The following is a 23,734-nucleotide window of genomic DNA, read 5'->3' as shown; positions in this document are numbered from 1 at the left end:
GGCATGTCCGTCACGCCCTTCGGGGGGACGCCAGCAGATAACGAGCCCTCGTACGCGGCTCCGTGTACTCGCCGGCCTGCCAGCCCGCCCGCTCCAGCGTGACCGCGCAGGCCCGCAGCGACCCGGCGTCCGGCTCGTACACGGCGACGGCCTCCGGCTGCGGGGTAGCGCTCACCCGGTAGCCCTCGGTGTCCCGGGCGGCGGGGCGGTGGCCTGCCGCCTCCAGAGCGAGCGCGGCGGCCTGCACCAGATGCGTGCGCTCCCAGCCGCACGGCCGGTCCGTCGCACCGTCGGGATTGGTCATCCGCCGCAGCTCCAGCAGGCCCTGCCAGGCGCTGTGCACCTCGCGGGTGCGGGACGGGCCCGAGGCGGGTGTGTCCTCGGACATGCCCTCCTCGCCGCCGACGCGTGCGGCGAACACGCCGGACCTGATCGTCGCGGGGGCCTCGGCCGCTGGCGGATCGGGCTCGGCCTCCCGTATACGGTGCCCCGCCGGCGTCAGGAAGTGGTCGTGCGGTGGCCGCGGGTGCCGGAATGCGAGTCCGCGCCGCACCAGGGCCGAAAGCTGTGTCTCCGTGCCCTTCAGGCGCCCGGTGACGGGGTCGGCGGCGTCGATGACACGCCGCTGTGCGGCGGTCGGCGGTCGTGTCACGGCATGCTCCTCCCCGGTGAACAGCCTGCTCGAAGACTGATCGCAGGGGCGCGATCAGCTCATTCGAAGACTACGACGGAGGTCTGACACTCACCCGGCGGCGAGCGGCCGCCCTGGCCGCATCGCGCCCCGCCCGGTGGCCGCTGACCGGGGCCGGGCGCCCCGCCCCGTCGGGACCGGGAGACGACCACAAGCCCCGCTCCGCGACTACGGCCCCGGCCTGATGTTCCACCCCGCGATCACCGGCCGCGCATGCTCCGTGCTGAGCCGGCACACGGTGCCCGTCGCCAGCTGGAACAGGGCCCCCGCCGACGGGGGCAGCCCGAGCCGCCGCGCGGTGAGGACCCGCAGGAAGTGGCCGTGCGCGACCAGGACCACGACACCCTCGGTGTTGGCGAGCGCGGCGTCCGCCTTGGCCAGCATCCGGTCGGCGCGCTCCCCGACCTGTTCCGGAGTCTCCCCGGGATGGTCGGGCGGCCCGGGCGCGACGCCGTCCGTGAACAGGAACCACTCCGGCCGGCTGCGCTGGATCTCGGCGGTCGTGACGCCCTCGTACCCGCCGTAGTCCCATTCGTGCAGGTCCGCGTCGACCCGTACCCCGTGCAGCCCGATCAGCTCCGCGGTCTCCCGTGCCCGTTGCAGCGGGCTCACGAACGCGGCCCCGATCCGGTGCGAGCGGATCAGCGGCACCAGCTTGCGCGCCTCCTCGCGGCCGTGCTCGGTCAGCGGGACGTCCGTCAAGCCCGTGTGCCGCCCGGATCGCGACCACGCGGTCTCGCCGTGCCGGACCAGGAAGAGATCACTCATGCGACCCAGCCTATGAGTCCGCTACTGCCGATAGCCGCTCAGGAAGCGCCCGATCCGCCCGATCGCCGCCTCCAGGTCGTCCGCGTGGGGGAGGGTAAGGATGCGGAAGTGGTCGGGGGCCGGCCAGTTGAAGCCCGTGCCCTGGACGACCTGGATCTTCTCCCTCAGCAGCAGGTCCAGGACGAACTTCTCGTCGTCGTGGATCTTGTGCACCTTGGGGTCGAGGCGCGGGAACGCGTACAGCGCGCCCTTCGGCTTCACGCAGGAGACTCCCGGGATCTCGTTGAGCTTCTCCCATGCCACGGTGCGCTGTTCGTGCAGGCGGCCGCCCGGCGCGGTCAGCTCGGTGATGGACTGGCGGCCGCCGAGCGCGGCCTGGATGGCGTACTGGGCGGGCGCGTTGGCGCACAGCCGCATGGAGGCCAGCATCGTCAGGCCCTCCAGGTAGTTGCGCGCGTGCTGTCTGGGGCCGGTGACCACGAGCCAGCCCGAACGGAAACCCGCGACCCGGTACGTCTTCGACAGGCCGCAGAAGGTCAGGACCACCAGGTCGGGGGCGAGCGCGGCGGCCGAGTGGTGCACGGCGTCGTCGTACAGGATCTGGTCGTAGATCTCGTCGGCGAAGACCATCAGGCCGTGCCGCCGGGCGAGGTCGAGGATGCCCTCGACGATCTCCTTCGGATAGACGGCGCCGGTGGGATTGTTGGGGTTGATGATCACGACGGCCTTGGTGCGGTCGGTGATCTTCGCCGCCATGTCGTCCAGGTCCGGGTACCAGTCGGCCTGCTCGTCGCAGAGGTAGTGCACCGCCTTGCCGCCGGCGAGGGTCGTCACCGCCGTCCAGAGGGGGAAGTCCGGGGCGGGAATGAGGATTTCGTCGCCGTCCTCGATCAGCGCCTGTACGGCCATCGAGACCAGTTCGGAGACACCGTTGCCGAGGAAGACGTCGTCGACGCCGACGTCCAGGCCCCGCTCCTGGTAGCGCTGGGCGACGGCCCGGCGGGCGGAGAGGACCCCGCGCGAGTCCGTGTAGCCGTGCGCCCGGGGCAGCATCCGGATCATGTCCTGGAGGATCTCCTCCGGCGCCTCGAAGCCGAAGAGCGCGGGGTTGCCGGTGTTCAGGCGCAGGACGCTGTGGCCCGCCTCCTCCAGCGCGTTGGCTTGCTCGATCACCGGGCCGCGGATCTCGTAACAGACCTCGCTGAGCTTGCTCGACTGCCGGAATTCCATGCGCCGCTTCCCCTCCGGTAACTGGTGTTACTTGGTTTTACCAAGTAGGTGCTTGGAAAGTCCAACAACTTGTCTAGACTGCGTCGCATGTCACCTCGCCGAAGCTACGACCAGTACTGTTCCGCCGCCCGCGCGCTCGACGTCGTCGGCGACCGCTGGACCCTGCTGATCGTCCGCGAACTCCTGGCCGGCCCGCGCCGCTACACGGACCTGCACGCCGACCTGCCGGGCGTGAGCACGGACGTGCTCGCCTCGCGACTGAAGGACATGGAGCGCGACGGGCTGACGACGCGGCGCAGGCTGCCGCCGCCCGGCGCGGCGTACGTGTACGAACTCACCGGACGAGGGCGCGAGTTGATCCCGGTGCTGCAGGCGCTGGGTGCCTGGGGAGCAGCGGAGCTGGGTGAGCGCCGGCCCACGGACGCCGTGCGCGCGCACTGGTTCGCGCTGCCTCTCCTGCGAGAGCTGGAGGGCGAGGGAGTCGTCGAAGTACGGTTGGAGGAAGGCGACTTCCATCTGTTCGTGGGTGCCGGGGACGGGCCCGTGTACGGCGACGACCCGGCACCCGGGGACCCCGATGCCCGGCTGGTCCTGGACGCCGCGACGTGCGAGGCCGTCGCCCGGGGGGAGTTGAGCCTGGCGGACGCTGTGCGTGACGGCCGTATCGAGGTGACCGGCGACGGCACGGTGGCCAAGGCGTTGCGGGACGGGTGAACCCGACGAGGCCCGCAGTGCCGAAGCGCGGCGGTCCTCTTGACGGGCCGTCACCGCCGACGAGCTGTGCGCGGTGAGCGACGCCGCGACGGCGACGCTGACCGCCGAGGACCTGGCGGAGGCGACGGTGAACCCGAAGAGGCCCGCCGTGCCGAAGCGCGGCGGGCCTCTTGACGGTCCGTCAGTGCACGGTCAGGCGCCCGGCGGCACCCGCGGCGGCCGCCCCGCCCCCCGCGTCAGCGCGTACCCGCCGATGCCCGCGAGCGCGGCCAGCACACCGCCCACCGCGGTCCACACCCACCGGTCGGACCACCATCCGGAGGCCCAGCCGTCCTCGGGCTCGATGCTGGACAGCACGGCGGAGGCCGACGAACCGTCCTCGTCGTCCGCGGGCTCCTCGAACCGCATCGCGATCCCCGGCACCAGCGGCTTCGCCAGCGAGCCGTCCACCGCGGCCGACCCGCCGACGTCCTTGGAGTCGACCCGCACCTCGGCCCCGACCGTCAGGCCGAGGTCGGAGGTCGGGAGATTCACCACCGTCAGCCGGACGTAGTACGTCCCGGGCAGCGGGTCGTCGGCCCACGGCTCCGACCAGGCGCGGACCGTGCGCAGCACGCAGGCCAGCTCCACGGAGGACGTGCCCGGCGCGGCGGTGCGGGTCTGCGCCCCGTACTGGCAGGCCTGGCGGCGGCGCAGACCGTCGTACACGTCGACCTGCCAGGTCTCGGCGGCGTGCGTGTCCGGCAGCTTCACCGTCGCCTTGACGGTGGGGCGCTGTCCGGCGTCCGCGGGGAAGGACCAGTACAGGTAGTCGCCCGCGGACCCGTTCGCCGTCGCCTGCTGCCCCTGTTCGATCTCTGTCGCCGTACGGAACGACGTGCCCGCCTCGGTCGGCGCCGCACTGTCGTCCGAAGCGCCGGGCGAGGGAGAGGAGTCGGCCGCCGCGGGGCCCGCGGCGAGCCCGAGCGTCAGCAGCGCCGCGCTCAGCACACGTGTGACACGCATCAGTTGGTCCTCCAGACCGCGACCCGCCAGCGCGAGAGCCAGCCCCAGACGAGACCGGCGAGGAAGCCGGTGAGGATGAGGGCGCCGAGCAGCCACCAGCCGCGCCCGAGGCCGAAGGAGGCCACGTCGCCCGCCGGGGACGGGCTGTCCACGACGTCGACCGTGAGCTCCAGCGGCATGCCCGGCGTGGTCTTCACCCCGGAGGCCGCCGAGAACGAATTGGTGACCTGAAGGCACACGGTCTCGGCGGGCGCGGCTGCCTCGTCATCGTCGTCGCTCTCCGCCTTCGGGTACCGCAGCCCCGTCGAGACCACGTCGGTACGGCCGTTGCCCGCAGCCTCGCCGCGCACCATCTCCCGGCCGTGCACCGTGACCGCCCGCAACAGCACCCCGTAGTCCGGGTTCACGGCCCGGTCGGCCGCGACGCTCACCGAGGCGCGGACCTCCTGGCCCGGCTCGACGTCCACGCGGTACCAGCGCTGCTGCCCGAACTCCTCGCGGTCGGTGTACAGACCGGACTTCAGCGTCGGCGCGTCGGTGCAGCTCGTCGCGCCCTCGGTGGCCACCGGCGTCACCACCGGATCAGCCGCCCGGTCCACCAACTGGTTGACCCGGTCGGTGAGTTCGTCGGTGTGCTCCACCGAGGTGTACGTGCCGCCGGTCGCCTCGGCGATGCAGCTGAGCTGCTTGCGCATCTTGGCGTTCGGGACCAGGCCGAGCGTGTCGATGGTGAGGCCGATGCCCTTGGCCGCGATCTCGCGGGCCACCTCGCACGGGTCGAGGGGGGCGCAGGTGTCCTCGCCGTCGCTGATCAGCACGATCCGCTTGGAGCCGTCGCCGCCGTCGAGGTCGTCGGCCGCCTTCAGCAGCGCGGGTCCGATCGGCGTCCAGCCGGTGGGCGAGAGGGTGGCCACCGCGGTCTTGGCCTCGGTACGGTCCAGCGGGCCGACCGGGTAGAGCTGCGCGGTGTCCTTGCAGCCCGTCTTCTGGTCGTCGCCCGCGTAGTCGGCGCCGAGCGTGCGGATGCCGAGTTCGACCTCCTCGGGCGTCGCGTCGAGGACTTCGTTGAAGGCCTGCTTCGCCGCGGCCATCCGCGTCCCGCCGTCGATGTCCCGGGCCCGCATGGAACCGCTGACGTCGAGGACGAGGTCGACCTTGGGCGCGGTCTCGCCCGTGGGTTCACCGGCGGCCGCCGCGGCCGGGAAGGCCATCCCGGCCGTCAGGGCGGCGAGCAGGGCGCACACTCCCGCCGCCAGCCGTTGTCTTGTGATCATCGGCGGATCTTATTGATCCGAGGTGTCGTGCTCCAAAACAGGTCCTCACCGCAAGGGACTGGGCAGCTCGGCCCACTGGTCCCCGGGCGTCCCCGGCGAGAGCCGCATCAGCGTCAACGCCTTCGCGGGCAGCGGCTCTTCGAGCAGCGCGACCAGGTCCGGAGTGCGGGGCAGATCCCGTACGGCCGTCTCCAGGGCCGCCCGCAGCGCCGGCGCCGAACCCGCCGTACCGGCGAGGGCGCCGGCCACCAGCGAGCCGAACAGTTTGCGCCGCAGGGTCGTCTCGTCGTCCGTGACGAGCCGTCCGCTCAGCTCCGGGACCGGCACGCCGTGCCGGGACAGCCGGGCCGGGCTGATACGGATGTCGGCCAGGTCGCGGTAGACCAGCCGCAGCGGGGCTCCCGTCGGGGACAGCACCACGAGGAGGTTCTGGCCGTGCGCCTCAAGGGCCACGCCCAGCTCCAGCAGACGGAGGCCGACGGTGAGGGCGAGACGTGTGAAACGGGCGAGCCAGGAGGGTGATCCGGGCAGCTTGGTGGTGGCGAGCGCGGCCACCGGCACGACCCGCTCACCCCGCTCCGTCGCCGCGTACATGTGCGGCGGCTCGCGCAGTACGGCCGCCAGGTCGGGGGAGCCCGACGTGGCGGCGCCCAGCGTGCGCGTCACGCGCAGGAGGCCGTCCGCGCGGGCGGCGAGGTCCTCCGCGAACGCCGACAGGGTCGCGGACACGGTGACCGAGTACACCGAGATGTCCCGCACCGACGATGTCAGCCGGGCGCTCAGCGCGGTCTTCACATGCGGCCCGCCGGGCAGGGCGAGGGTGCGCAGGGACATCAGCGGGTGAGCGGGGAGCACCGGCTCGCACGGCCGCTTGAGCACATGCTCCGCCTGCCAGGGATGCACCGGGATCAACAGCCGTTCCCCGTCTCGCATCGTGTCCGGCCACACCCCCGTCACCAGGCACTCCCGCGCCCGAACCGGCACCAGGCCCAGCCCGACGAGCGGCCCGTGCTCGGGCCCGTACGCAAGCTGCTCGGTCACCGAGAAGCCGGGCCGGGAACGGCAGTTGGGGTGGTACGGATGGCCGTCGACCACACGCCGCTCCCACTCCCAGTCGCTCACCGGCCACTCTTCCGCGGGTGGGCCCTGCCCGGCTCGTGACAGCGCCAACGAGGCGACACTGTGGCCGAGTTCGGCCGCGAAACCCGTCCCGTGCGGTACGGCGAGGTCCGTCATCAGCCGCGCCGGATCGCCGTACGGCCTCTCGTCCAGCCGCAGGGCCGTGACGTACGCGGCGGTGGCGTACGGGTCCGCGGGCGGGCCGTGCAGACGCCGGCCGTCCGAAAGACGCAGCGTGAGTCCGTCCCGGTCCGCCGCGCGGCCCGCGATCCACGGCAGTGGTTCATGGGCGAGCGCACGCCACAGGCGGGTCAGCACGGCCGCCCGGGCGCCGGGCAGCCCGGCCTCGTACCGTGGCACGAGGCCTGGGCGCACCGCGGCAAGCTCGTCGGCGACCTCGGCCTCGGCGGTGGGGGGACGGTGCACGGTGGGGCTCCCTCGGGTACCGGTAGGGCGTCATGGCGGGCGGTGACGACAGACATACTGATCGTCTCCGCCACAACGGACCGTAGAGACCGTAGAGAACGAGTGGATCGCGTGGATCTCATCCTCCCGCCCGCCGCCGGCGACGGCGCGGTGCGCACCGACATCGCGGCCCGCGCCGACGCCTGTGCGGCAGCGCCCCTGCTCAACTGCCTGCTGCGTGAGGTGGCCGAGCCGCTGCCGGAAGCCGGTGAGCGGCGCGTGTACCGGCTGCCCGGCGGCCGTCTGCTGCGGGTGCGCGGAGAGCGGCGGCCCGCCGACCCCGAGGTGTACGCGGACGGCCGCTGGCAGCGCGTCGGCCATACCGAACTCGTCAAGCTCGTAGCCGAGGAACTGCGCCGGCACACGGGCCTGTCCAACCACGAACTGCCCGCCGAGATGATCGACAGCCGGGACGCGGTGGCCGCGCTGCTCGCCGCCCGGGCGCGGGCGACCCCGCCGGACGACCCGTACCTGCGCTCCGAGCAGTCCCTCCTCACCGGCCACCCCCACCACCCGGCCCCGAAGGCGCGCGGTGGCGGTCCCGTGGCGGGCTGGCTGCCGTACGCGCCCGAGGCGCACGCCCGCTTCCCGCTGGTGCTGCTCGGGCTCCGCGAGGACACGGTCGTCGAGGAGGGCGACACCTCGGCCCTCGACACCCTGGGTGAGGCCCCGCCCGGCTACCTGCTGCTGCCCGCGCACCCCTGGCAGCTCGACCTGGCCGGCCGGGACCTCGCCCCGGCCTTCGCCGACGGCCGCCTGATCCGGCTGGGCACGACGGAGTTCCCTCTCTGGCCGACGGCCGCGATCCGCACGCTGTACGCACCCGAGCGCGACCTGTTCCTGAAGTTCAGCCTCGATGTGCGCATCACCAACGACATCCGCCGCCTGTGGCGCCACGACCTGCTGAAACTCCGCCGCACCGATGCGGCGGCGACGTCCGCCTTCGCGGCTTTCCACGGCTCCGCGGCCTGGCTCGGCGACCGCGGCTACCGCACCGCCGACTTCGCCTTCGAGGAACTGGCCGTCCTCGTCCGGGACGGATTCCGGGGGCACCTGCTGCCCGGAGCGACCCCGCTGCTCGCCGCGGGCCTCGTGGAGGGCTTCACGGGCAGCCCGCTGGACGGCGCCACCGATCCGGCAGCCTGGTGGGAGACCTACCTGGCTCAGGTCGTGCCGCCCGCCCTCGCGGCCTTCGCCGACCACGGTCTCGTGATCGAGGCGCACCTGCAGAACACGCTGGTCGCCGTCGACGCCGACGGCATGCCGGTGCAGGCGCTGTTCCGGGACGCCGAGGGTGTGAAACTGCCGGCGGACGTGGAACGCGCCGCCGGCTGGGAGCGGCTGGTGTACTGCCTGTTCGTCAACCACCTCGGCGAGCTCGCAGCGGCCCTGGCCGAACGCCACCCGGCGCTGGACCCCTGGCCCGCCGTCCGCCGGGAGGTGGCCCGCCACGACCTCCCCGAGGTGGCGGCCCTCCTCGCCTCGCCCACCCTGCCCGGCAAGACGAACCTGCTGCTCCGCTGGACGGGCGCGGACGGCGCCGACGCCCGCTACCTGCCACTGCCCAATCCGCTGGCCGGCGACAGGGCCTAGTGGAGCCGCTGCCTTACGCTGGCCGGTGTGCTGCGCGACGTGACTGCTGTCCGATACGTGACCCCGCTGAGGTCGGGCGGCTCCGTGCCCGGAGTCGTCGAGGCCGACGACCTGGGAACGTACGTCGTGAAGTTCACCGGCTCCGCGCAGGGCCGCAAGGCGCTGGTCGCCGAGGTGATCGTCGGGGAGCTGGCCCGCGCCCTCGGGCTGCGGTTCCCGGAACTGGTCCTGGTCCACTTCGACCCGGCGCTCGCCGAGCACGAACCGCACCAGGAGGTGCGCGAGCTCCTCGACGCCAGCCACGGTCTCAACCTCGGCATGGACTACCTGCCGGGGGCGAAGGACTTCACCGCGGAGGCCGCCAAGACCTTCCCGGTCGACCCGCTGGAGGCCGGCCGGATCGTCTGGCTCGACGCCCTGACGGTGAACGTGGACCGCACGGTCCACAGCTCGAACCTGATGATCTGGCCCACGTTCGGGACCGTGCCCCCGCGCCTGTGGCTGATCGACCACGGGGCCGCGCTCGTCTTCCACCACCGGTGGGAGGCCACGGCCCCCGGGAAGGCGTACGACTTCCGCCACCACGCGCTCGGCCACTACGGCCCGGACACACGGGCGGCCGACGCCGAGCTGGCGCCCAAGGTGACCGAGCGGCTGCTGCGCGACATCGTGGCGGAGGTCCCGGACGCCTGGCTGACGGAGGAGCCGGGCTTCGCCACTCCCGGCGAGGTCCGCGATGTGTACGTCGACTACCTCCACGCGCGCGTGAAGGCCTCACGGTCCTGGCTCCCCACCGACTTCCCCACCCGGGAGGAACTCGCCGCCGAGGAGGCCCTTCGCGCGGCGCGCTCACAACAAGGCCGCCCGAACTGGCTCAAGCGGGTCCCCGACCTGCACGGCAAACCGGCGGCGGAACAGGATTGGTCGGTGCACCTGGGATGACGGACACGCAACGGGTCGAGATCGAGTACTGCACCCAGTGCCGCTGGCTGCCCCGGGCGGCCTGGCTGGCCCAGGAGCTGCTGACGACCTTCGAGGCCGAGCTGACGCAGCTGTCCCTCAAGCCGGGCAAGGGCGGCGTCTTCGTGGTCCGTGTGAACGACGAGGTGGTGTGGGACCGCCGCGAGCAGGGCTTCCCCGAGCCGACGGCCGTCAAGCAGGCCGTACGCGACCGGGTGGCCCCGGGAAGGTCCCTGGGCCACTCGGACAGGCCTGCGTGAGCGTCAGCCCTGCAGCTGCTCGTACGCCGGCAGCGTCAGGAAGTCCGCGTAGTCCTCGTCGAGGGCGACCTGGAGCAGCAGATCATGGGCCTGCTGCCAGTGGCCGGCCGCGAAGGCCTCCTCGCCGATCTCGGCGCGGACGTTCCGCAGTTCCTCGGCGGCGACCTCGCGGGCCAGCTCCGGCGTCGCCTTCACCGTGTTCCCCGCGTGCTCGAACTCGACGCCGGCGCTGATCCACTGCCAGATCTGTGAGCGGGAGATCTCGGCGGTGGCCGCGTCCTCCATGAGGTTGAAGATGGCGACGGCGCCGAGGCCCCGCAGCCACGCCTCGATGTAACGGATGCCGACCTGTACGGCGTTGACGAGACCGTTGTACGTCGGCTTGGCGGCCAGCGAGTCGAGGGCGATCAGGTCGGCGGCCTTGACGTCGACGTCCTCGCGCAGGCGGTCCTTCTGGTTCGGCCTGTCGCCGAGGACCTTGTCGAAGGACTCCATGGCGATCGGGACCAGGTCGGGGTGGGCCACCCAGGAGCCGTCGAAGCCGTCGTTCGCCTCGCGGTCCTTGTCGGCCTTCACCTTCTCGAAGGCGACCTTGTTGACCTCCTCGTCGCGCCGGGACGGGATGAAGGCCGCCATGCCGCCGATCGCGTGCGCGCCGCGCTTGTGGCAGGTGCGGACGAGGAGATCGGTGTACGCGCGCATGAACGGGGCCGTCATCGTGACCGCGTTGCGGTCCGGCAGGACGAACTTGGGGCCGCCGTCACGGAAGTTCTTGACGATGGAGAACAGGTAGTCCCAGCGGCCGGCGTTCAACCCCGAGGCGTGGTCGCGGAGTTCGTAGAGGATCTCCTCCATCTCGTACGCGGCCGTGATCGTCTCGATGAGGACGGTGGCGCGGACGGTGCCCTGCGGGATGCCGAGGTGGTCCTGCGCGAAGACGAAGACGTCGTTCCACAGGCGGGCCTCCAGGTGCGACTCCGTCTTGGGGAGGTAGAAGTACGGCCCCTTGCCGAGGTCGAGCAGGCGCCCCGCGTTGTGGAAGAAGTACAGGCCGAAGTCGACGAAGGCGCCGGGGACCTGGCTGCCGTCAGGGGCCACGAGGTGACGCTCGTTCAGGTGCCAGCCGCGCGGGCGCATGACGACGGTGGCGAGCTCGTCGTTCGGGCGCAGGGCGTACGACTTCCCGGAGTCCGGGTCCGTGAAGTCGATGTCCCGGGTGTACGCGTCGATCAGGTTGACCTGGCCCAGGACGACGTTCTCCCAGGTCGGCGCGGAGGCGTCCTCGAAGTCCGCGAGCCACACCCTGGCGCCCGAGTTGAGGGCGTTGATGGTCATCTTGCGGTCGGTGGGGCCGGTGATCTCGACGCGGCGGTCGTCGAGGGCCGCGGGGGACGGGGCCACCCTCCAGGAGTCGTCCGCGCGGACCTCGGCGGTCTCCGGGAGGAAGTCGAGCGTGGACGTACGGGCGATCTCTGCGCGGCGCTCCGCGCGGCGGGCGAGGAGCTCGTCACGCCGGGGCGTGAACCGGCGGTGCAGCTCGGCCACGAAGGCGAGGGCCGCTTCGGTGAGGACCTCCTCCTGCCGGGGCAGGGGCTCGGCGTCGACGATGGCCAGCGGGGACGGCGCTGGTGCGGACATGAGCTGTCACTTCCTTCAGCGAGCGTGGCACCGGGTGCCGGTCGACCCGGGTACGGCTGTGAACGCCCGCGGAGCAGTGGGGCGCTTCTGATCAGTGGATAGTAGTTTCCTCATCGTGGAACTTCAATGGTTTGTTGATGTCGAGATCCTCCGGGTCGAGGCAGGGCGGCGCTCGGTGCCACCGTGCACTCCCGGTGTCACTCAAGGTGGACCAGGTCCTCCGCCGTGTCGATGTCGTACGGCCGCGCCACGTCCCCGCACTCCACGAGCGTGATCGCCTCCTCGTGCTCCCTCAGATAGGCACGTGCCCCCCGGTCCCCGGTCGCAGTCGCGGCGATGCCCGCCCAGTGGGCGGCACCGAAGAGGACGGGGTGGCCGCGCACGCCCTCGTACGCGGCCGAGGCCAGGGACGCCTCGTCCCGGTACGCGGCGAGCACCCGGGCCGCCGCCTCCGGGCCGATACCGGGCTGGTCCACCAGAAGGACCAGCGCGGCCCGCGCACCCGTCCCGGCGAGCGAGCCGAGCCCGGCCCGCAGCGAGGTGCCCATGCCCTGCTCCCACTCCGGGTTGTCCACCAGCACGCACCCGCCGAGCTCCGCCCGCTCCCGTACAGCGCCCGCCTGCGCCCCCAGGACCACGTGGACGCGGGTGCAGCCGGCCGCGCGCAGTACGCCGGCCGCGTGTTCGACCAGTGGCCGCCCCCTGTGTTCGAGCAGCGCCTTGGGCCGCCCGCCGAGCCGCCGGCCGCCGCCCGCGGCGAGGAGCACTCCGGCGACCTGGTTTTCGTTGCGAGTCATGCGTCCTGCTTACCCGACGCACGGGAGAGCGCAGGGCTTCGTCGGGCTGAATTTCCGTCCGGGCGGTGGCGCGCCGGGGGCCGGGTGGCGTTTACTGGCCCGCGTCCCTCAGGTGCCCGACCAGCGTTGTGGGGGCATTGGGCCGGATCGCGCCGCAGTGCCCGGTGGTACTCGGCAGAGGGGCGGTAGGGGCAGTAGGGGCGGTAGTTGCGCACAAGGCGTGCTGGGGGGAGAGCTGTGTTGCGGAGCTTGGGGCAGAGGCCGGTGACCGGCAGCGACGAGGATCCGAGAGTGGCGGAACTGCGGACCGCGGTGTCCCGGCTGCGCCGCGAACTCGCCGCGCATCCGGCCGAGTTCCCGGACCGCGCCATCGCCGAGGACGAACTCGCCGCCCTCGCCGCGATGACGGCCCACGGCATCCCCGAGATCCCGCGACTGCGCAGCTCCCTGCTGCTGATCGCGGGCGCGATCGGTTCCGTCAGCGCCCTGGCGAGGGGACTGTCGCAGGTACGCGACGCGGTGGAGCTGTTCGGCGAGCCGCCGCGCCGTTGAGTGGTGGCCGGTCGCGGGCGGGCTCAGATGTCGCAGGCCAGCTCGTAACCGCCGCTCTGCATGTCCTCGCACAGGGCGTAGACGGTGCTGAAGCGCTCGGTGAACTCGGGCGATCCCTGCCAGGCACGCATCGAGTCGAGGTCCTGCCAGGCGGCGAAGGACACGAAGGAGTCCGGGTTCCTGAGGTCCCGGATCAGACGAGCTCCGAGGAACCCCTGGTGCGTCTCTTTGGTCCAGGTGAGGAACTCGCGCCAGCGGTCGATGAACTCGTCGGCGTTTCCCTCTTTGACCTGCCACCTTCCCGAGGACCAGTGCTTGTTCTCCTGCAGCATGATGGACACCTCGTTCCGCTGCCGGTCCCCCTGGTCCCAGGCTAGTGCCGCGTCAGCCAAGGTTCACCCCGTCGCGACGCCCGGCACGCCCTCTCGCCGCACCGGCCGAAAGCCCGAGTACGTCCAGTACGAGGACTTCCCGCCGGCACGCCGAGAGCACGCACCGGACGCCGCTCCTATACGAGCGAACCTTGGCTGACGCGGCACTGGGCCCCGCGTGTCCGCACCGCTCCCGGAGGCCGGGGGTCCAGGTCACCGGCGCCCACCCCGCTTGCCGGACTTCGGCGGACGCGGCTCCAGCCGAGCCCCTTCGTCATGCGTCGGCTCGCCCCGCACATGCCCGAGTCAACGATGCGAGCGGCCCTCGTCACTGGCCCACCCTTCCGTCGACGCACTCGCGCAGCAGGTCGGCGTGCCCGCAGTGACGGGCGTACTCCTCGATCCTGTGCACCATCAGCTCCCGGATCGGGATCTGGTCCCTCCCCACCCGCTCGCCCAGATCCGGGTGCTCGGCCAGCGCGGCGTCGGTCGCCGCCTGCTCACGCTCCAGATCGGAGTACGCGGCGTCCACCATGGCCTGCTCTGCGACAGCTCCCTCGAAGTCCGCGTCACGCCGGCCGTACAGCTTCGGCAGGGGGGCACCGTCGCTGATCCAGTTGCGCCAGTCCCGTTCCACCTCGGCGAGGTGCCGGACCAGGCCGAGCAGCGACATCGTCGACGGCGGAACCGACCGACGGGCCAGCTGCTCGGCATCCAGGCCCTCGCACTTCATGCGCAGGGTCATGCGGTAGCCCGTCAGGAAGTCCTGCAGCGTCGCAAGTTCGCCTTCCGGACCGACACCTTCGTTGTTGCGGGGGTCGTCGTGCGGGTCGGCCCACATGTCGGGGTAGACGGTTGCCTGGGTCCATCGCGCGGGTAGATCCCTCATACGCTGCATGTTGAGCTGTGACGGCCCGAGACCGCTACTGAATTCCTCGTTGCGAGGTGACGCCATGGTGGCGTAAAGAAGGTGCCGCCCACATCCGGACCGTGATCCGGCCCCTAGGCCGCCGGCCCCGAGTTCGCCAGCGACTCCGAGAGTTCCGCCGCGACCTGCTGGAGCACCGGCACGATGCGGTCCGTCGCGGACTCCGTGACCCGGCCCGCCGGGCCCGAGATCGAGATGGCCGCCGCGGTGGGGGAGTCGGGCACCGGCACCGCGAGGCAGCGCACACCGATCTCCTGCTCGTTGTCGTCGACCGCGTAGCCGTTGCGCCGCACGTCCTCCAGCGCCGCGAGGAAGCCCTCCGGCGTGGTGATCGTCTTCTCGGTCGCGGCCGGCATACCGGTGCGGGCGAGCAGCGCGCGCACCTCGTCGTCCGGGGTGTTCGCGAGCAGGGCCTTGCCCACGCCGGTGGAGTGCGGCAGTACGCGCCGGCCGACCTCGGTGAACATGCGCATCGAGTGCTTGGACGGCACCTGTGCCACGTACACGACCTCGTCCCCGTCCAGCAGCGCCATGTTCGCCGTCTCGCCGGTCTCCTCCACCAGGCGGGCGAGGTGCGGGCGGGCCCAGGTGCCGAGCAGCCGGGACGCGGACTCGCCGAGCCGGATGAGCCGCGGGCCGAGCGCGTAGCGACGGTTGGGCTGCTGACGGACGTACCCGCAGACGACCAGCGTCCGAATGAGGCGGTGGATGGTGGGCAGGGGGAGCCCGCTGCTCGCGGAGAGCTCGCTCAGCCCGACCTCGCCCCCCGCATCCGCCATCCGCTCGAGCAGGTCGAACGCGCGCTCGAGGGACTGGACGCCGCCGCCGGCGGACTTGGCGGAGTCGTTGGTGCTGGCGCTGGACGTCGGCACGGCGCGTTCCTTTCGGGACTGGCGGAAGGCAGAAGCCTACCCGTCAGTCGGTTGACTCTCCGCTGTACGTAGCTACGTTCTGCTTGCCGGAATTCCCATTCCGCTTTGTGGAAACGTCCAGAGTGTGCGCATCGAGCGCACTCTGAGAAGTGTGCCTCTTGACGGCCGGAAGGCGGGAGGGAAGACTTCTTCAACAGAACGTTGAATTCCGTTACGTGGAAGAAACTCCCGTTTCCCGGAAGTAACCGGAACCAAAACGGCGGCAGAGAGGGGCCCGGGGTGTCCGACGCCGAACTGGTGCTGCGCTCGACGCGTGTCATCACGCCCGAGGGGACGCGTGCCGCGTCAGTCGCGGTGGCCGGGGGATCGATCACGGCCGTACTGCCGTACGGCGCGCCGCTGCCCGCGGGCGCCCGCCTGGTGGACCTCGGCGACGACGTTCTGCTGCCCGGCCTCGTCGACACCCACGTGCACGTCAACGACCCCGGCCGCACCGAGTGGGAGGGCTTCTGGACCGCGACCCGCGCGGCGGCCGCCGGCGGCATCACCACGCTCGTCGACATGCCGCTCAACTCCTTCCCGCCGACCACGACGGCCGACCACCTCCGTACGAAGCGGGACGTGGCCGCCGGCAAGGCGCACACCGACGTCGGCTTCTGGGGCGGCGCGCTGCCCGACAACGTCACGGACCTCCGCCCGCTTCACGAGGCCGGCGTCTTCGGCTTCAAGGCGTTCCTGTCGCCGTCCGGCGTGGACGAGTTCCCGCACCTCGACCAGGAGCAGCTCCACCGGTCGCTGGCCGAGATCGCCTCCTTCGGCGGCCTGCTGATCGTCCACGCCGAGGACCCGCACCACCTCGACGCCGCCCCGCAGCAGGGCGGCCCGAGATACGCCGACTTCCTCGCCTCCCGTCCGCGCGACGCCGAGGACACCGCGATAGCGAACCTCATCGGGCAGGCCGAGCGGCTCGGCGTGCGCGTGCACGTGCTGCACCTGTCGTCGAGCGACGCGCTGCCACTGATCGCCGCCGCCAAGGCGGAGGGCGTCCGCATCACCGTCGAGACCTGCCCCCACTACCTGACCCTGACCGCCGAGGAAGTCCCGGACGGCGCCAGCGAGTTCAAGTGCTGTCCGCCCATCCGGGAGTCCGCCAACCAGGACCTGCTGTGGCGGGCGCTGGCGGACGGCACCATCGACTGCGTGGTCACCGACCACTCGCCGTCGACGGCCGACCTGAAGACGGGCGACTTCGCCACCGCATGGGGCGGCATCTCCGGCCTCCAGCTCAGCCTGGCGGCGGTGTGGACCGAGGCGCGCAGCCGGGGCCACGGCCTTGAAGACGTGGTCCGGTGGATGTCCGCCCGAACGGCCGCTCTTGTGGGCCTCGACCGGAAGGGCGCCATCGAGGCCGGCCGGGACGCCGACTTCGCCGTCCTCGCGCCCGACGAGACGTTCACCGTGGACCCGGCGGCACTCCAGCACCGCAACCGCGTCACGGCGTACGCCGGCAAGACCCTGTACGGCGTTGTGAAGTCCACCTGGCTGCGCGGCGAACGCATCGTGGCGGACGGCGAGTTCACCGAACCGAAGGGCCGGCTCCTCACCCGCACCCCCTGATTCCCACCCGCGCACGCAGCGGACCGACTCCCGAGAGGCAGACCTGATCACCGTGGCAGCGACGGAGAGCTTCACCGGCGACGCGAACCCCTACGGAGGCGGTGACCCGTACGCGGACTACCGCACCGCCGACTTCCCCTTCACCCGGTACGCCGACCTCGCCGACCGGCGGCTCGGTGCCGGTGTCATCGCCGCCAACGACGAGTTCTTCGCCCAGCGTGAGAACCTGCTGGTGCCCGAGCGCGCCGAGTTCGACCCCGAGCACTTCGGGCACAAGGGCAAGATCATGGACGGCTGGGAGACCCGGCGCCGCCGCGGTGCCTGCGCCGAGCATCCCTGGCCGGCCGCAGAGGACCACGACTGGGCACTGGTCCGCCTCGGAGCGCCCGGCGTGATCCGCGGCATCGTCGTCGACACGGCCCATTTCCGCGGCAACTACCCGCAGGCGGTGTCCGTCGAGGGCACCTCCGTGCCGGGCTCGCCGTCGCCCGGGGAACTCCTCGGGGACGACGTGAAGTGGACGACGCTGGTCCCGCGCACTCCGGTGGGCGGCCACGCGGCGAACGGCTTCTCCGTGGCGGTGGAACAGCGCTTCTCCCACGTGCGCGTAAACCAGCACCCCGACGGCGGCATCGCGCGCCTGCGCGTGTACGGCGAGGTCGTCCCGGACCCGCGGTGGCTGGAGGTGCTCGGCACCTTCGACGTGGTCGCCCTGGAGAACGGCGGCCGGGCCGAGGACGCCTCCGACCTCTTCTACTCGCCGGCCACCAACACCGTCCAGCCGGGCCGCTCCCGCAAGATGGACGACGGCTGGGAGACCCGCCGCCGCCGCGACCAGGGCAACGACTGGATCCGCTACCGGCTGGTCGCCCAGTCGCGGATCCGCGCGATGGAGATCGACACGGCCTGCCTGAAGGGCAACAGCGCCGGCTGGGCGTCGGTGTCCGTCAAGGACGGCGAGGACGGCGCGTGGACCGAGATACTCCCGCGCACCCGCCTCCAGCCCGACACCAACCACCGCTTCGTGCTCCCCGCCCCCGCCGTGGGCACGCACGCGCGCGTGGACATCTACCCCGACGGCGGAATCTCGCGCCTGCGGCTGTTCGGGTCACTGACGCAGGCGGGTGCCTCGGCCCTGGCGGCCCGCCATCAGGAGCTCGGCGGCTGAGAGGGGCTGCCCGGAACTATTGCCTCCACTTCCTGCGTTCTTCCCTCGTGACACTTCGGCAAGAGATCGTCGGCAACGCCATGCAGATGGCGGTCGTCAGCCTGAAGCCAGGCCAGACCGTCTACTGCGAGGCGGGCAAGTTCCTGTTCAAGACGACGAACGTGACCATGGAGACCCGCCTCTCCGGTCCGTCCGGCAACAGTGATCAGCACCCCCAGAGCGGCGGCGGGTCCGGCGGCATGGGCGGCATGCTGCGCCAGGCCATGGGCACCGCCGTGCAGGCCGGCCAGCGCGCGCTCGCGGGCGAGTCCCTGGCGTTCCAGTACTTCACCGCCCAGGGCGGCGAGGGAACCGTCGGCTTCGCGGGCGTGCTGCCCGGCGAGATGCGCGCCCTGGAACTCGACGGTACGCGCGCGTGGCTCGCCGAGAAGGACGCCTTCGTCGCCGCCGAGTCCACCGTCGACTTCGGTATCGCCTTCCAGGGCGGCCGCACCGGCATGAAGGGCGGCGAGGGCTTCGTCCTGGAGAAGTTCACCGGGCGCGGCACGGTGATCATCGCCGGCGCGGGCAACTTCATCGACCTCGACCCGGCCGACTTCGGCGGCCGCATCGAGGTCGACACCGGGTGCGTGGTCGCCTTCGAGGAGGGCATCCGGTACGGCATCCAGCGCGTCGGCGGCCTCAACCGCCAGGGCCTCATGAACGCCGTCTTCGGCGGCGAGGGCCTGTCCCTGGCCACCCTGGAGGGCAACGGACGGGTGATCCTGCAGTCCCTGACCATCGAGAGCCTCGCCAACGCCCTCAAGAAGGCCCAGGGCGGCGACAAGCAGGGCCCGACGGGTGGCCTGTTCTCGACGCACTCGGGCTGAGTACCCGTACGGCGGACCGATGAGTTGCGGGTGCCGGTGGGGTCTGAACTGATGACAGCAGACCCACCCCGGAAGGCAGGCACCCTCATGGGCAAGCTCGTGCTCACCACCTTCGTCACCCTCGACGGCGTCTACCAGGCCCCGGGCGGCCCGCAGGAGGACACCCGCGACGACTTCGACCAGGGCGGCTGGAGCGTCCCGTACGGCGACGAGGACTTCGGCCGGTTCGTCACCGAGGTCTTCGGACGCGTCGGCGCCTTCCTCCTCGGCCGCCGCACGTACGAGATCTTCGCCTCCTACTGGCCGAAGATGACCGATCCCGAAGACCCGGTCGCCTCGAAGCTGAACGCCCTGCCGAAGTACGTCGCCTCCTCCACCCTGACCGACCCGAAATGGGCCGGCACCACCGTGATCGGCGACGATCTCGCCGAGGAGGTCAGCGTCCTCAAGGAGCGCACCGACGGCGAGCTCCAGGTGCACGGCAGCGGCGCCCTCGCGCAGTCCCTGCTGGCCCTCGACCTCGTCGACACCGTCCACCTGCTGACCTTCCCGGTCGTGCTGGGCGCCGGGCGCCGGCTGTTCAACGAGGGCGCCCTCCCGACCGCCTTCCGGCACACCGGCGGCCGGATCACCGCGGCGGGCGTCTCCATCCAGTCGTACGACCTGGCAGGACGGCCGGAGTACGGGTCGTACGAGCTTCCGGAAGACCTCTAGCGAGAGCCTGTCGGGGGCGCCGGGTGGCAGGTTAACTTCCCGAAAACTCATCGGACTTGACGGGAAAATCTTCTGACTTGTCATTGACATGCCATCGTCTACGCGCGTCATCATGAGGGCATGAGATTCCCCCCACGCGCACCACGCATCGGCGCGGCAGCCGCCCTCCTGTCCGCCCTCCTGGCCGGCGGAACCGTCTCCGCCACCTCGGCGACCGCAGCCCCCACGGCGGTCGGCGAGATCTGCCACAGCGACCTGCCCTCCCAGGCGTACGGCACGCTCGAGCTCATCGAGCAGGGCGGTCCCTACCCGTACTCGCAGGACGGATCCGTCTTCCAGAACCGGGAAGACGTCCTGCCCCAGCAGTCCACGGGCTACTACCACGAGTACACGGTCAAGACGCCGGGCTCCTCCACACGCGGTGCGCGCCGCATCGTCACCGGTGAGGAGGCCCAGGAGGACTACTACACGGCGGACCACTACGCGACCTTCGACCTGGTCGACTACGGCTGCTGAGCCGAGCCGCCACGGCCGGCCAGAGGCAGCCGGGGAACGGCGCGGGAGCCGGAGGTCCGGTCCGCGTTCAGCCGGGCTTCCGGCTCTCGGCGGCGGCGAACAGCGCGAACGCCACCACGATCAGGACGGCGCTCGCGTAGATCTCGTAGCCGTCGAGGAAGCCGAGCCGTTGCACGAAACCCACGTGCCAGTGGGTGAACTCGTGCACCAGGCCCAGCACGCCCTGCACCAGGGCGAGGAAACCGAGTACCTCCAGCAACTGCTTCATGCCACAGACCCTCGCCCCGCGGACCCCCCACACGCATCGGCCGCGGGGCGAGGCACATACGCCGCAAGTACGTGATCGGACGGCGTGTGTGCGCCGAAAGTCTCCGGTGCCGCGACTTTGGTCGGTGATCCCGTCCGGGGGAGGTGGCGCGGGCCGTGGCTGCGTAGATTTGCCGACCGTGAATGGAGAGAAGTTCGCGCCGGTCCCAGCGGTGCCGACACGGGAACCGCAGCTGCGCAAGTGGCTGTTGCCGTCCGCCGTGGTGTACGCGCTCGACCCCGACGCCGAGCGGTGCGGGCGGCGGCCCCGGCGCACCGCGCGCGACTGGATCGTCGACTTCTCCTGCTTCTTCCTGGCCGTCGCCATCGGTCTGGCCGCGGCCGACTCCCTGTCCGACGAGGAGGGACTCTCCCCGGCCCTCGCCGCCGTCGACCAGTTGCTCGGCGCCCTGGCCTGCGCCGCGGTCTGGCTGCGCCGCCGCTGGCCGGTCGGTCTCGCCGTCGCGATGATCCCCGTCGGTTTCCTCTCGAACACCGCGGGCGGCGCGGGCATGGCCGTCCTGTTCACGCTCGCCGTGCACCGGCCCTTCCGGTACGTGGCCTGGATCGGCGGCATCTCCCTCGCGCTGCTGCCGCTCTTCTTCTGGCTGCGTCCCGAACCCGACCTGCCGTACCCGGCGGCCGTCGCGCTCACCGTGCTGCTCACCCTCACGATCATCGGCTGGGGCCTGCTCGCCCGCTCGAAGCGGCAGCTCATGCTGAGCCTGCGCGACCGGGCGCGGCGCGCCGAGACGGAGGCGCGACTGCGTGCCGAGCAGGCACAGCGCCTCGCCCGCGAGGCCATCGCCCGGGAGATGCACGACGTGCTCGCGCACCGGCTGACGCTGCTGAGCGTGCACGCGGGCGCCCTGGAGTTCCGGCCGGACGCGCCCCGCGAAGAGGTCGCGCGGGCGGCCGGTGTCATCCGCGAGAGCGCACACGAGGCACTGCAGGACCTGCGGGAGATCATCGGTGTCCTGCGGGCCGCAGAGCCCGACGACGCGGGCCGCCCCCAGCCGACGCTGGCCGCCCTTGACGCGCTGGCCGCCGAGTCCCGCGAGGCCGGCACGAAGGTCACCCTGGACAACCGCGTGACCGCCCCCTCCGCCGTCCCCGCCTCTGTCGGCCGCACCGCCTACCGCATCGCCCAGGAGGGCCTCACGCACGCCCCCGGCACGGAGGTCACGGTCTCCGTCACCGGCGCTCCGCTGGCCCGCCTCGAAGCACGCACGGCGTTGGGCACCCTGCTGGAGCGCGCCCCCGGACTCGCCCCGGACGGCCCGCCCGGCGAATGGCTGCCGGGAATGTTGATGCGCGGGCTGCGCAGCCTGCCGGTGCGGTGGTAGTGCGGCCGGTCGTAGAGCCCCCTGCGGGGGCGAAGGGGCAGAGCCCCTTCACATGGCCGCCGCGCCGACATCCCCCGGAAGCTCCGCCGGCCGCACGGCCCTGCGTTCCCGCCGGGACACATCGCAGGCCTCGGCGATCCGCAGGGCCTGCAACGCCTCGCGCCCGTCGCAGGGATTGGCCCGCTCGCCCCGCACCACGTCGACGAACGCGACCAGCTCGGCCTCGTACGCGGGCCCGAAGCGGTCCAGGAACCCTGTCCACGGCTTGTCCGCGGCCGGGGGCCCGGTCGGCTCGGTGGACGCGATCGGCGTACGGTCGTCCAGGCCGACCACGATCTGGTCCAGCTCCCCGGCCAGCTCCATGCGCACGTCGTAGCCCGCGCCGTTGAGCCGCGACGCCGTCGCCGTGACGAGCGTGCCGTCGTCGAGCGTGAGGACCGCCGCGGCCGTGTCGACGTCGCCGGCCTCGCGGAACATCGCGGGCCCGGCGTCGGACCCGGCCGCGTAGACGTCGACGACCTCGCGCCCCGTCACCCAGCGCACGGCGTCGAAGTCGTGGATCAGGGTGTCCCGGTAGAGCCCGCCCGACTGCGGCAGATACGCGGCCGGCGGCGGCGCCTGGTCCGACGTCATCGCCCGGACGGTGTGCAGCCGCCCGAGCCGCCCGGAGCGGACCGCCTCCCGCGCGCCCGTGTACCCGGCGTCGAAACGGCGCTGGAAACCCATCTGAAGAACCGTTCCGGCTGCTTCGACCTCGGCGATCGCCTGCAGCGTGCCGGGCAGGTCCAGCGCGATCGGCTTCTCGCAGAAGACGGGCAGCCCGGAGCGCGCCGCCCGGCCGATCAGTTCGGCGTGCGCCGACGTCGCCGTCGTGATCACCACGGCGTCCACGCCCCACTTGAAGATCTCGTCCACCCCCGGCGCCGCGGTCTCCCCCAGACGATGGGCGAGCTCCTGCGCCCGCGCGGGGTCCGCGTCCGTGAGGATCAGGGATCCGACGTCCCGGTGGCGGCTGAGGGTGTTCGCATGGATGGTGCCGATCCGGCCCGTACCGATGACTCCGATGCGCATGTGAACAAAGTGCGGTCGGACCCCGCATGCTGTCAATCGGTATGTCCGGACAACCGAACTACACAACTTCCCGTCAACCATCCGCGCAGCTACGCTCGGGGCCGTGCCGAAACCAGAAGTGGACCCGACCGTGACTCTCGAGCTCAGTGTGGACCGCACCAGCCCGGTGCCCTTGTACTTCCAGCTGTCCCAGCAGCTGGAAGCCGCGATAGAGCACGGACAACTGACCCCCGGAAGCCTTCTGGGCAACGAGATCGAGCTCGCCGGGCGCCTCGGCCTGTCGCGGCCCACCGTCCGTCAGGCCATCCAGTCGCTCGTCGACAAGGGACTGCTCGTACGCCGCCGCGGCGTCGGCACGCAGGTCGTGCACAGCCAGGTCAAGCGCCCGCTCGAGCTCAGCAGCCTCTACGACGACCTTGAGGCGGCCGGACAGCGCCCCGCGACCAAGGTCCTCGTCAACACGATCGTCCCGGCCACCGCGGAGGTCGCCGCCGCGCTCGGTGTGGCCGAGGAAAGCGACGTACACCGCGTGGAGCGGCTGCGGCTCGCGCACGGTGAGCCGATGGCATACCTGTGCAACCACCTGCCGCCCGGGCTGCTCGATCTGGACACCGCACAGCTGGAGACCACCGGCCTGTACCGTCTGATGCGCACCGTCGGGATCACGCTGCACAGCGCCCGCCAGTCCATCGGTGCCCGCGGAGCAACCGCCGCCGAGGCCGAGCGCCTGAACGAACAGGAAGGCGCCCCGCTGCTCACGATGCAGCGCACGACCTTCGACGACACGGGCCGAGCGGTCGAATTCGGCTCACACACGTACCGCCCGTCGCGTTACTCGTTCGAGTTCCAGCTGCTGGTACGGCCCTGACGGCTGTCCGTCGTCGTCCGGG

25 protein-coding genes are annotated in these 23,734 nt (G+C 71.8%); 12 read left to right on the top strand and 13 right to left on the bottom strand.

The window, feature by feature from the left end; translation table 11 throughout:
* Positions 1-10: 10 nt before the first annotated feature.
* From ACZ562_RS03070 to ACZ562_RS03060, 3 genes are all read right to left on the bottom strand, one after another.
* Positions 11-652: a hypothetical protein gene (locus ACZ562_RS03070; RefSeq protein ID WP_471173578.1), complete on the bottom strand. Its 642-nt coding sequence runs from the start codon at positions 650-652 to the stop codon at positions 11-13.
* Positions 653-859: 207 nt separating this feature from the next.
* Positions 860-1,459, bottom strand: a complete 600-nt coding sequence (locus tag ACZ562_RS03065) for a histidine phosphatase family protein (protein WP_471173576.1) — start codon at positions 1,457-1,459, stop codon at positions 860-862.
* A 21-nt stretch (positions 1,460-1,480) separates the two neighbouring features.
* The gene (locus tag ACZ562_RS03060) at positions 1,481-2,689 is read right to left on the bottom strand and encodes a pyridoxal phosphate-dependent aminotransferase (RefSeq protein WP_471173574.1); all 1,209 of its coding nucleotides are present in this window, start codon (positions 2,687-2,689) and stop codon (positions 1,481-1,483) included.
* 87 nt (positions 2,690-2,776) lie between these two features.
* Between ACZ562_RS03060 and ACZ562_RS03055 the strand changes: the two genes are divergently transcribed.
* Complete coding sequence (locus tag ACZ562_RS03055; protein ID WP_471173572.1) at positions 2,777-3,403, top strand: winged helix-turn-helix transcriptional regulator; 627 nt, start codon at positions 2,777-2,779, stop codon at positions 3,401-3,403.
* Positions 3,404-3,595: 192 nt separating this feature from the next.
* On the opposite strand, the gene ACZ562_RS03050 is transcribed toward ACZ562_RS03055, so the two are convergent.
* The 3 genes from ACZ562_RS03050 to ACZ562_RS03040 are packed head-to-tail and all read right to left on the bottom strand — an operon-like array spanning position 3,596 to position 7,227.
* On the bottom strand, positions 3,596-4,408 hold the full coding sequence (locus ACZ562_RS03050; protein WP_471173569.1) for a hypothetical protein: 813 nt from the start codon (positions 4,406-4,408) through the stop codon (positions 3,596-3,598).
* Positions 4,408-5,682, bottom strand: a complete 1,275-nt coding sequence (locus ACZ562_RS03045; RefSeq protein WP_471173568.1) for a VWA domain-containing protein — start codon at positions 5,680-5,682, stop codon at positions 4,408-4,410. Before ACZ562_RS03045 ends, ACZ562_RS03050 begins: the two co-directional genes overlap by 1 nt.
* A 45-nt stretch (positions 5,683-5,727) precedes the next feature.
* Positions 5,728-7,227, bottom strand: coding sequence for an IucA/IucC family protein (locus ACZ562_RS03040; protein ID WP_471173566.1), 1,500 nt, complete (start codon positions 7,225-7,227; stop codon positions 5,728-5,730).
* Positions 7,228-7,329: 102 nt separating this feature from the next.
* Between ACZ562_RS03040 and ACZ562_RS03035 the strand changes: the two genes are divergently transcribed.
* The 3 genes from ACZ562_RS03035 to ACZ562_RS03025 are packed head-to-tail and all read left to right on the top strand — an operon-like array spanning position 7,330 to position 10,079.
* Positions 7,330-8,859, top strand: coding sequence for an IucA/IucC family protein (locus ACZ562_RS03035; protein WP_471173565.1), 1,530 nt, complete (start codon positions 7,330-7,332; stop codon positions 8,857-8,859).
* Positions 8,860-8,886: 27 nt separating this feature from the next.
* The gene (locus tag ACZ562_RS03030) at positions 8,887-9,801 is read left to right on the top strand and encodes a HipA family kinase (protein WP_471173563.1); all 915 of its coding nucleotides are present in this window, start codon (positions 8,887-8,889) and stop codon (positions 9,799-9,801) included.
* On the top strand, positions 9,798-10,079 hold the full coding sequence (locus tag ACZ562_RS03025; RefSeq protein WP_471173562.1) for an Rdx family protein: 282 nt from the start codon (positions 9,798-9,800) through the stop codon (positions 10,077-10,079). The genes ACZ562_RS03030 and ACZ562_RS03025 overlap by 4 nt, the downstream gene beginning before the upstream one ends.
* 3 nt (positions 10,080-10,082) lie before the next feature.
* Here ACZ562_RS03025 and aceB read toward each other — a convergent pair whose 3' ends face one another.
* Together aceB and ACZ562_RS03015 are read right to left on the bottom strand one after the other, a co-directional pair.
* The gene (gene aceB / locus ACZ562_RS03020) at positions 10,083-11,717 is read right to left on the bottom strand and encodes a malate synthase A (RefSeq protein WP_471173560.1); all 1,635 of its coding nucleotides are present in this window, start codon (positions 11,715-11,717) and stop codon (positions 10,083-10,085) included.
* Positions 11,718-11,914: 197 nt separating this feature from the next.
* On the bottom strand, positions 11,915-12,514 hold the full coding sequence (locus tag ACZ562_RS03015) for a nucleotidyltransferase family protein (RefSeq protein WP_471173557.1): 600 nt from the start codon (positions 12,512-12,514) through the stop codon (positions 11,915-11,917).
* Positions 12,515-12,751: 237 nt separating this feature from the next.
* Here ACZ562_RS03015 and ACZ562_RS03010 point away from each other — a divergent pair, with 237 nt between their 5' ends.
* Positions 12,752-13,066 (top strand): DUF5955 family protein, encoded by a 315-nt coding sequence (locus tag ACZ562_RS03010; RefSeq protein WP_471173555.1) that lies wholly within the window; start codon positions 12,752-12,754, stop codon positions 13,064-13,066.
* Positions 13,067-13,089: 23 nt separating this feature from the next.
* On the opposite strand, the gene ACZ562_RS03005 is transcribed toward ACZ562_RS03010, so the two are convergent.
* The 3 genes from ACZ562_RS03005 to ACZ562_RS02995 all read right to left on the bottom strand — a co-directional run bounded on the left by ACZ562_RS03005 (position 13,090) and on the right by ACZ562_RS02995 (position 15,237).
* On the bottom strand, positions 13,090-13,398 hold the full coding sequence (locus ACZ562_RS03005; RefSeq protein WP_471173553.1) for an antibiotic biosynthesis monooxygenase family protein: 309 nt from the start codon (positions 13,396-13,398) through the stop codon (positions 13,090-13,092).
* 367 nt (positions 13,399-13,765) lie between these two features.
* Positions 13,766-14,335: a DinB family protein gene (locus ACZ562_RS03000; RefSeq protein WP_471173550.1), complete on the bottom strand. Its 570-nt coding sequence runs from the start codon at positions 14,333-14,335 to the stop codon at positions 13,766-13,768.
* 104 nt (positions 14,336-14,439) lie between these two features.
* Positions 14,440-15,237: an IclR family transcriptional regulator gene (locus tag ACZ562_RS02995; RefSeq protein WP_471173546.1), complete on the bottom strand. Its 798-nt coding sequence runs from the start codon at positions 15,235-15,237 to the stop codon at positions 14,440-14,442.
* Between the two features lie 279 nt (positions 15,238-15,516).
* Here ACZ562_RS02995 and allB point away from each other — a divergent pair, with 279 nt between their 5' ends.
* The 5 genes from allB to ACZ562_RS02970 all read left to right on the top strand — a co-directional run bounded on the left by allB (position 15,517) and on the right by ACZ562_RS02970 (position 20,121).
* A complete protein-coding gene (gene allB, locus ACZ562_RS02990) occupies positions 15,517-16,854 on the top strand; it encodes an allantoinase AllB (protein ID WP_471173543.1) in 1,338 nt (445 codons plus the stop codon).
* A 52-nt stretch (positions 16,855-16,906) separates the two neighbouring features.
* Positions 16,907-18,022 carry an allantoicase gene (gene alc, locus ACZ562_RS02985; RefSeq protein ID WP_471173541.1) on the top strand — a complete coding sequence of 372 codons (1,116 nt, stop codon included), beginning with the start codon at positions 16,907-16,909 and terminating at the stop codon, positions 18,020-18,022.
* Positions 18,023-18,069: 47 nt separating this feature from the next.
* Positions 18,070-18,891, top strand: a complete 822-nt coding sequence (locus ACZ562_RS02980) for an AIM24 family protein (protein ID WP_471173539.1) — start codon at positions 18,070-18,072, stop codon at positions 18,889-18,891.
* An 87-nt stretch (positions 18,892-18,978) separates the two neighbouring features.
* Positions 18,979-19,605 (top strand): dihydrofolate reductase family protein, encoded by a 627-nt coding sequence (locus ACZ562_RS02975; protein WP_471173537.1) that lies wholly within the window; start codon positions 18,979-18,981, stop codon positions 19,603-19,605.
* Positions 19,606-19,725: 120 nt separating this feature from the next.
* Entirely contained in the window at positions 19,726-20,121 is a 396-nt protein-coding gene (locus ACZ562_RS02970) for a guanyl-specific ribonuclease (RefSeq protein WP_471173535.1), read from the top strand.
* 67 nt (positions 20,122-20,188) lie between these two features.
* Here ACZ562_RS02970 and ACZ562_RS02965 read toward each other — a convergent pair whose 3' ends face one another.
* Positions 20,189-20,389 carry a hypothetical protein gene (locus tag ACZ562_RS02965; protein ID WP_471173533.1) on the bottom strand — a complete coding sequence of 67 codons (201 nt, stop codon included), beginning with the start codon at positions 20,387-20,389 and terminating at the stop codon, positions 20,189-20,191.
* A gap of 178 nt (positions 20,390-20,567) precedes the next feature.
* On the opposite strand from ACZ562_RS02965, the gene ACZ562_RS02960 reads away from it, so the two are divergent.
* A complete protein-coding gene (locus tag ACZ562_RS02960) occupies positions 20,568-21,773 on the top strand; it encodes a sensor histidine kinase (RefSeq protein WP_471173530.1) in 1,206 nt (401 codons plus the stop codon).
* A 48-nt stretch (positions 21,774-21,821) separates the two neighbouring features.
* On the opposite strand, the gene ACZ562_RS02955 is transcribed toward ACZ562_RS02960, so the two are convergent.
* Entirely contained in the window at positions 21,822-22,844 is a 1,023-nt protein-coding gene (locus tag ACZ562_RS02955; protein WP_471173527.1) for a Gfo/Idh/MocA family protein, read from the bottom strand.
* 130 nt (positions 22,845-22,974) lie between these two features.
* On the opposite strand from ACZ562_RS02955, the gene ACZ562_RS02950 reads away from it, so the two are divergent.
* Positions 22,975-23,712 carry a GntR family transcriptional regulator gene (locus ACZ562_RS02950; RefSeq protein WP_471173979.1) on the top strand — a complete coding sequence of 246 codons (738 nt, stop codon included), beginning with the start codon at positions 22,975-22,977 and terminating at the stop codon, positions 23,710-23,712.
* Positions 23,713-23,734: the final 22 nt, after the last annotated feature.

Source organism: Streptomyces sp. NPDC040410, assembly GCF_055595715.1.
This window is presented reverse-complemented; position numbering and strand designations above follow the sequence as displayed.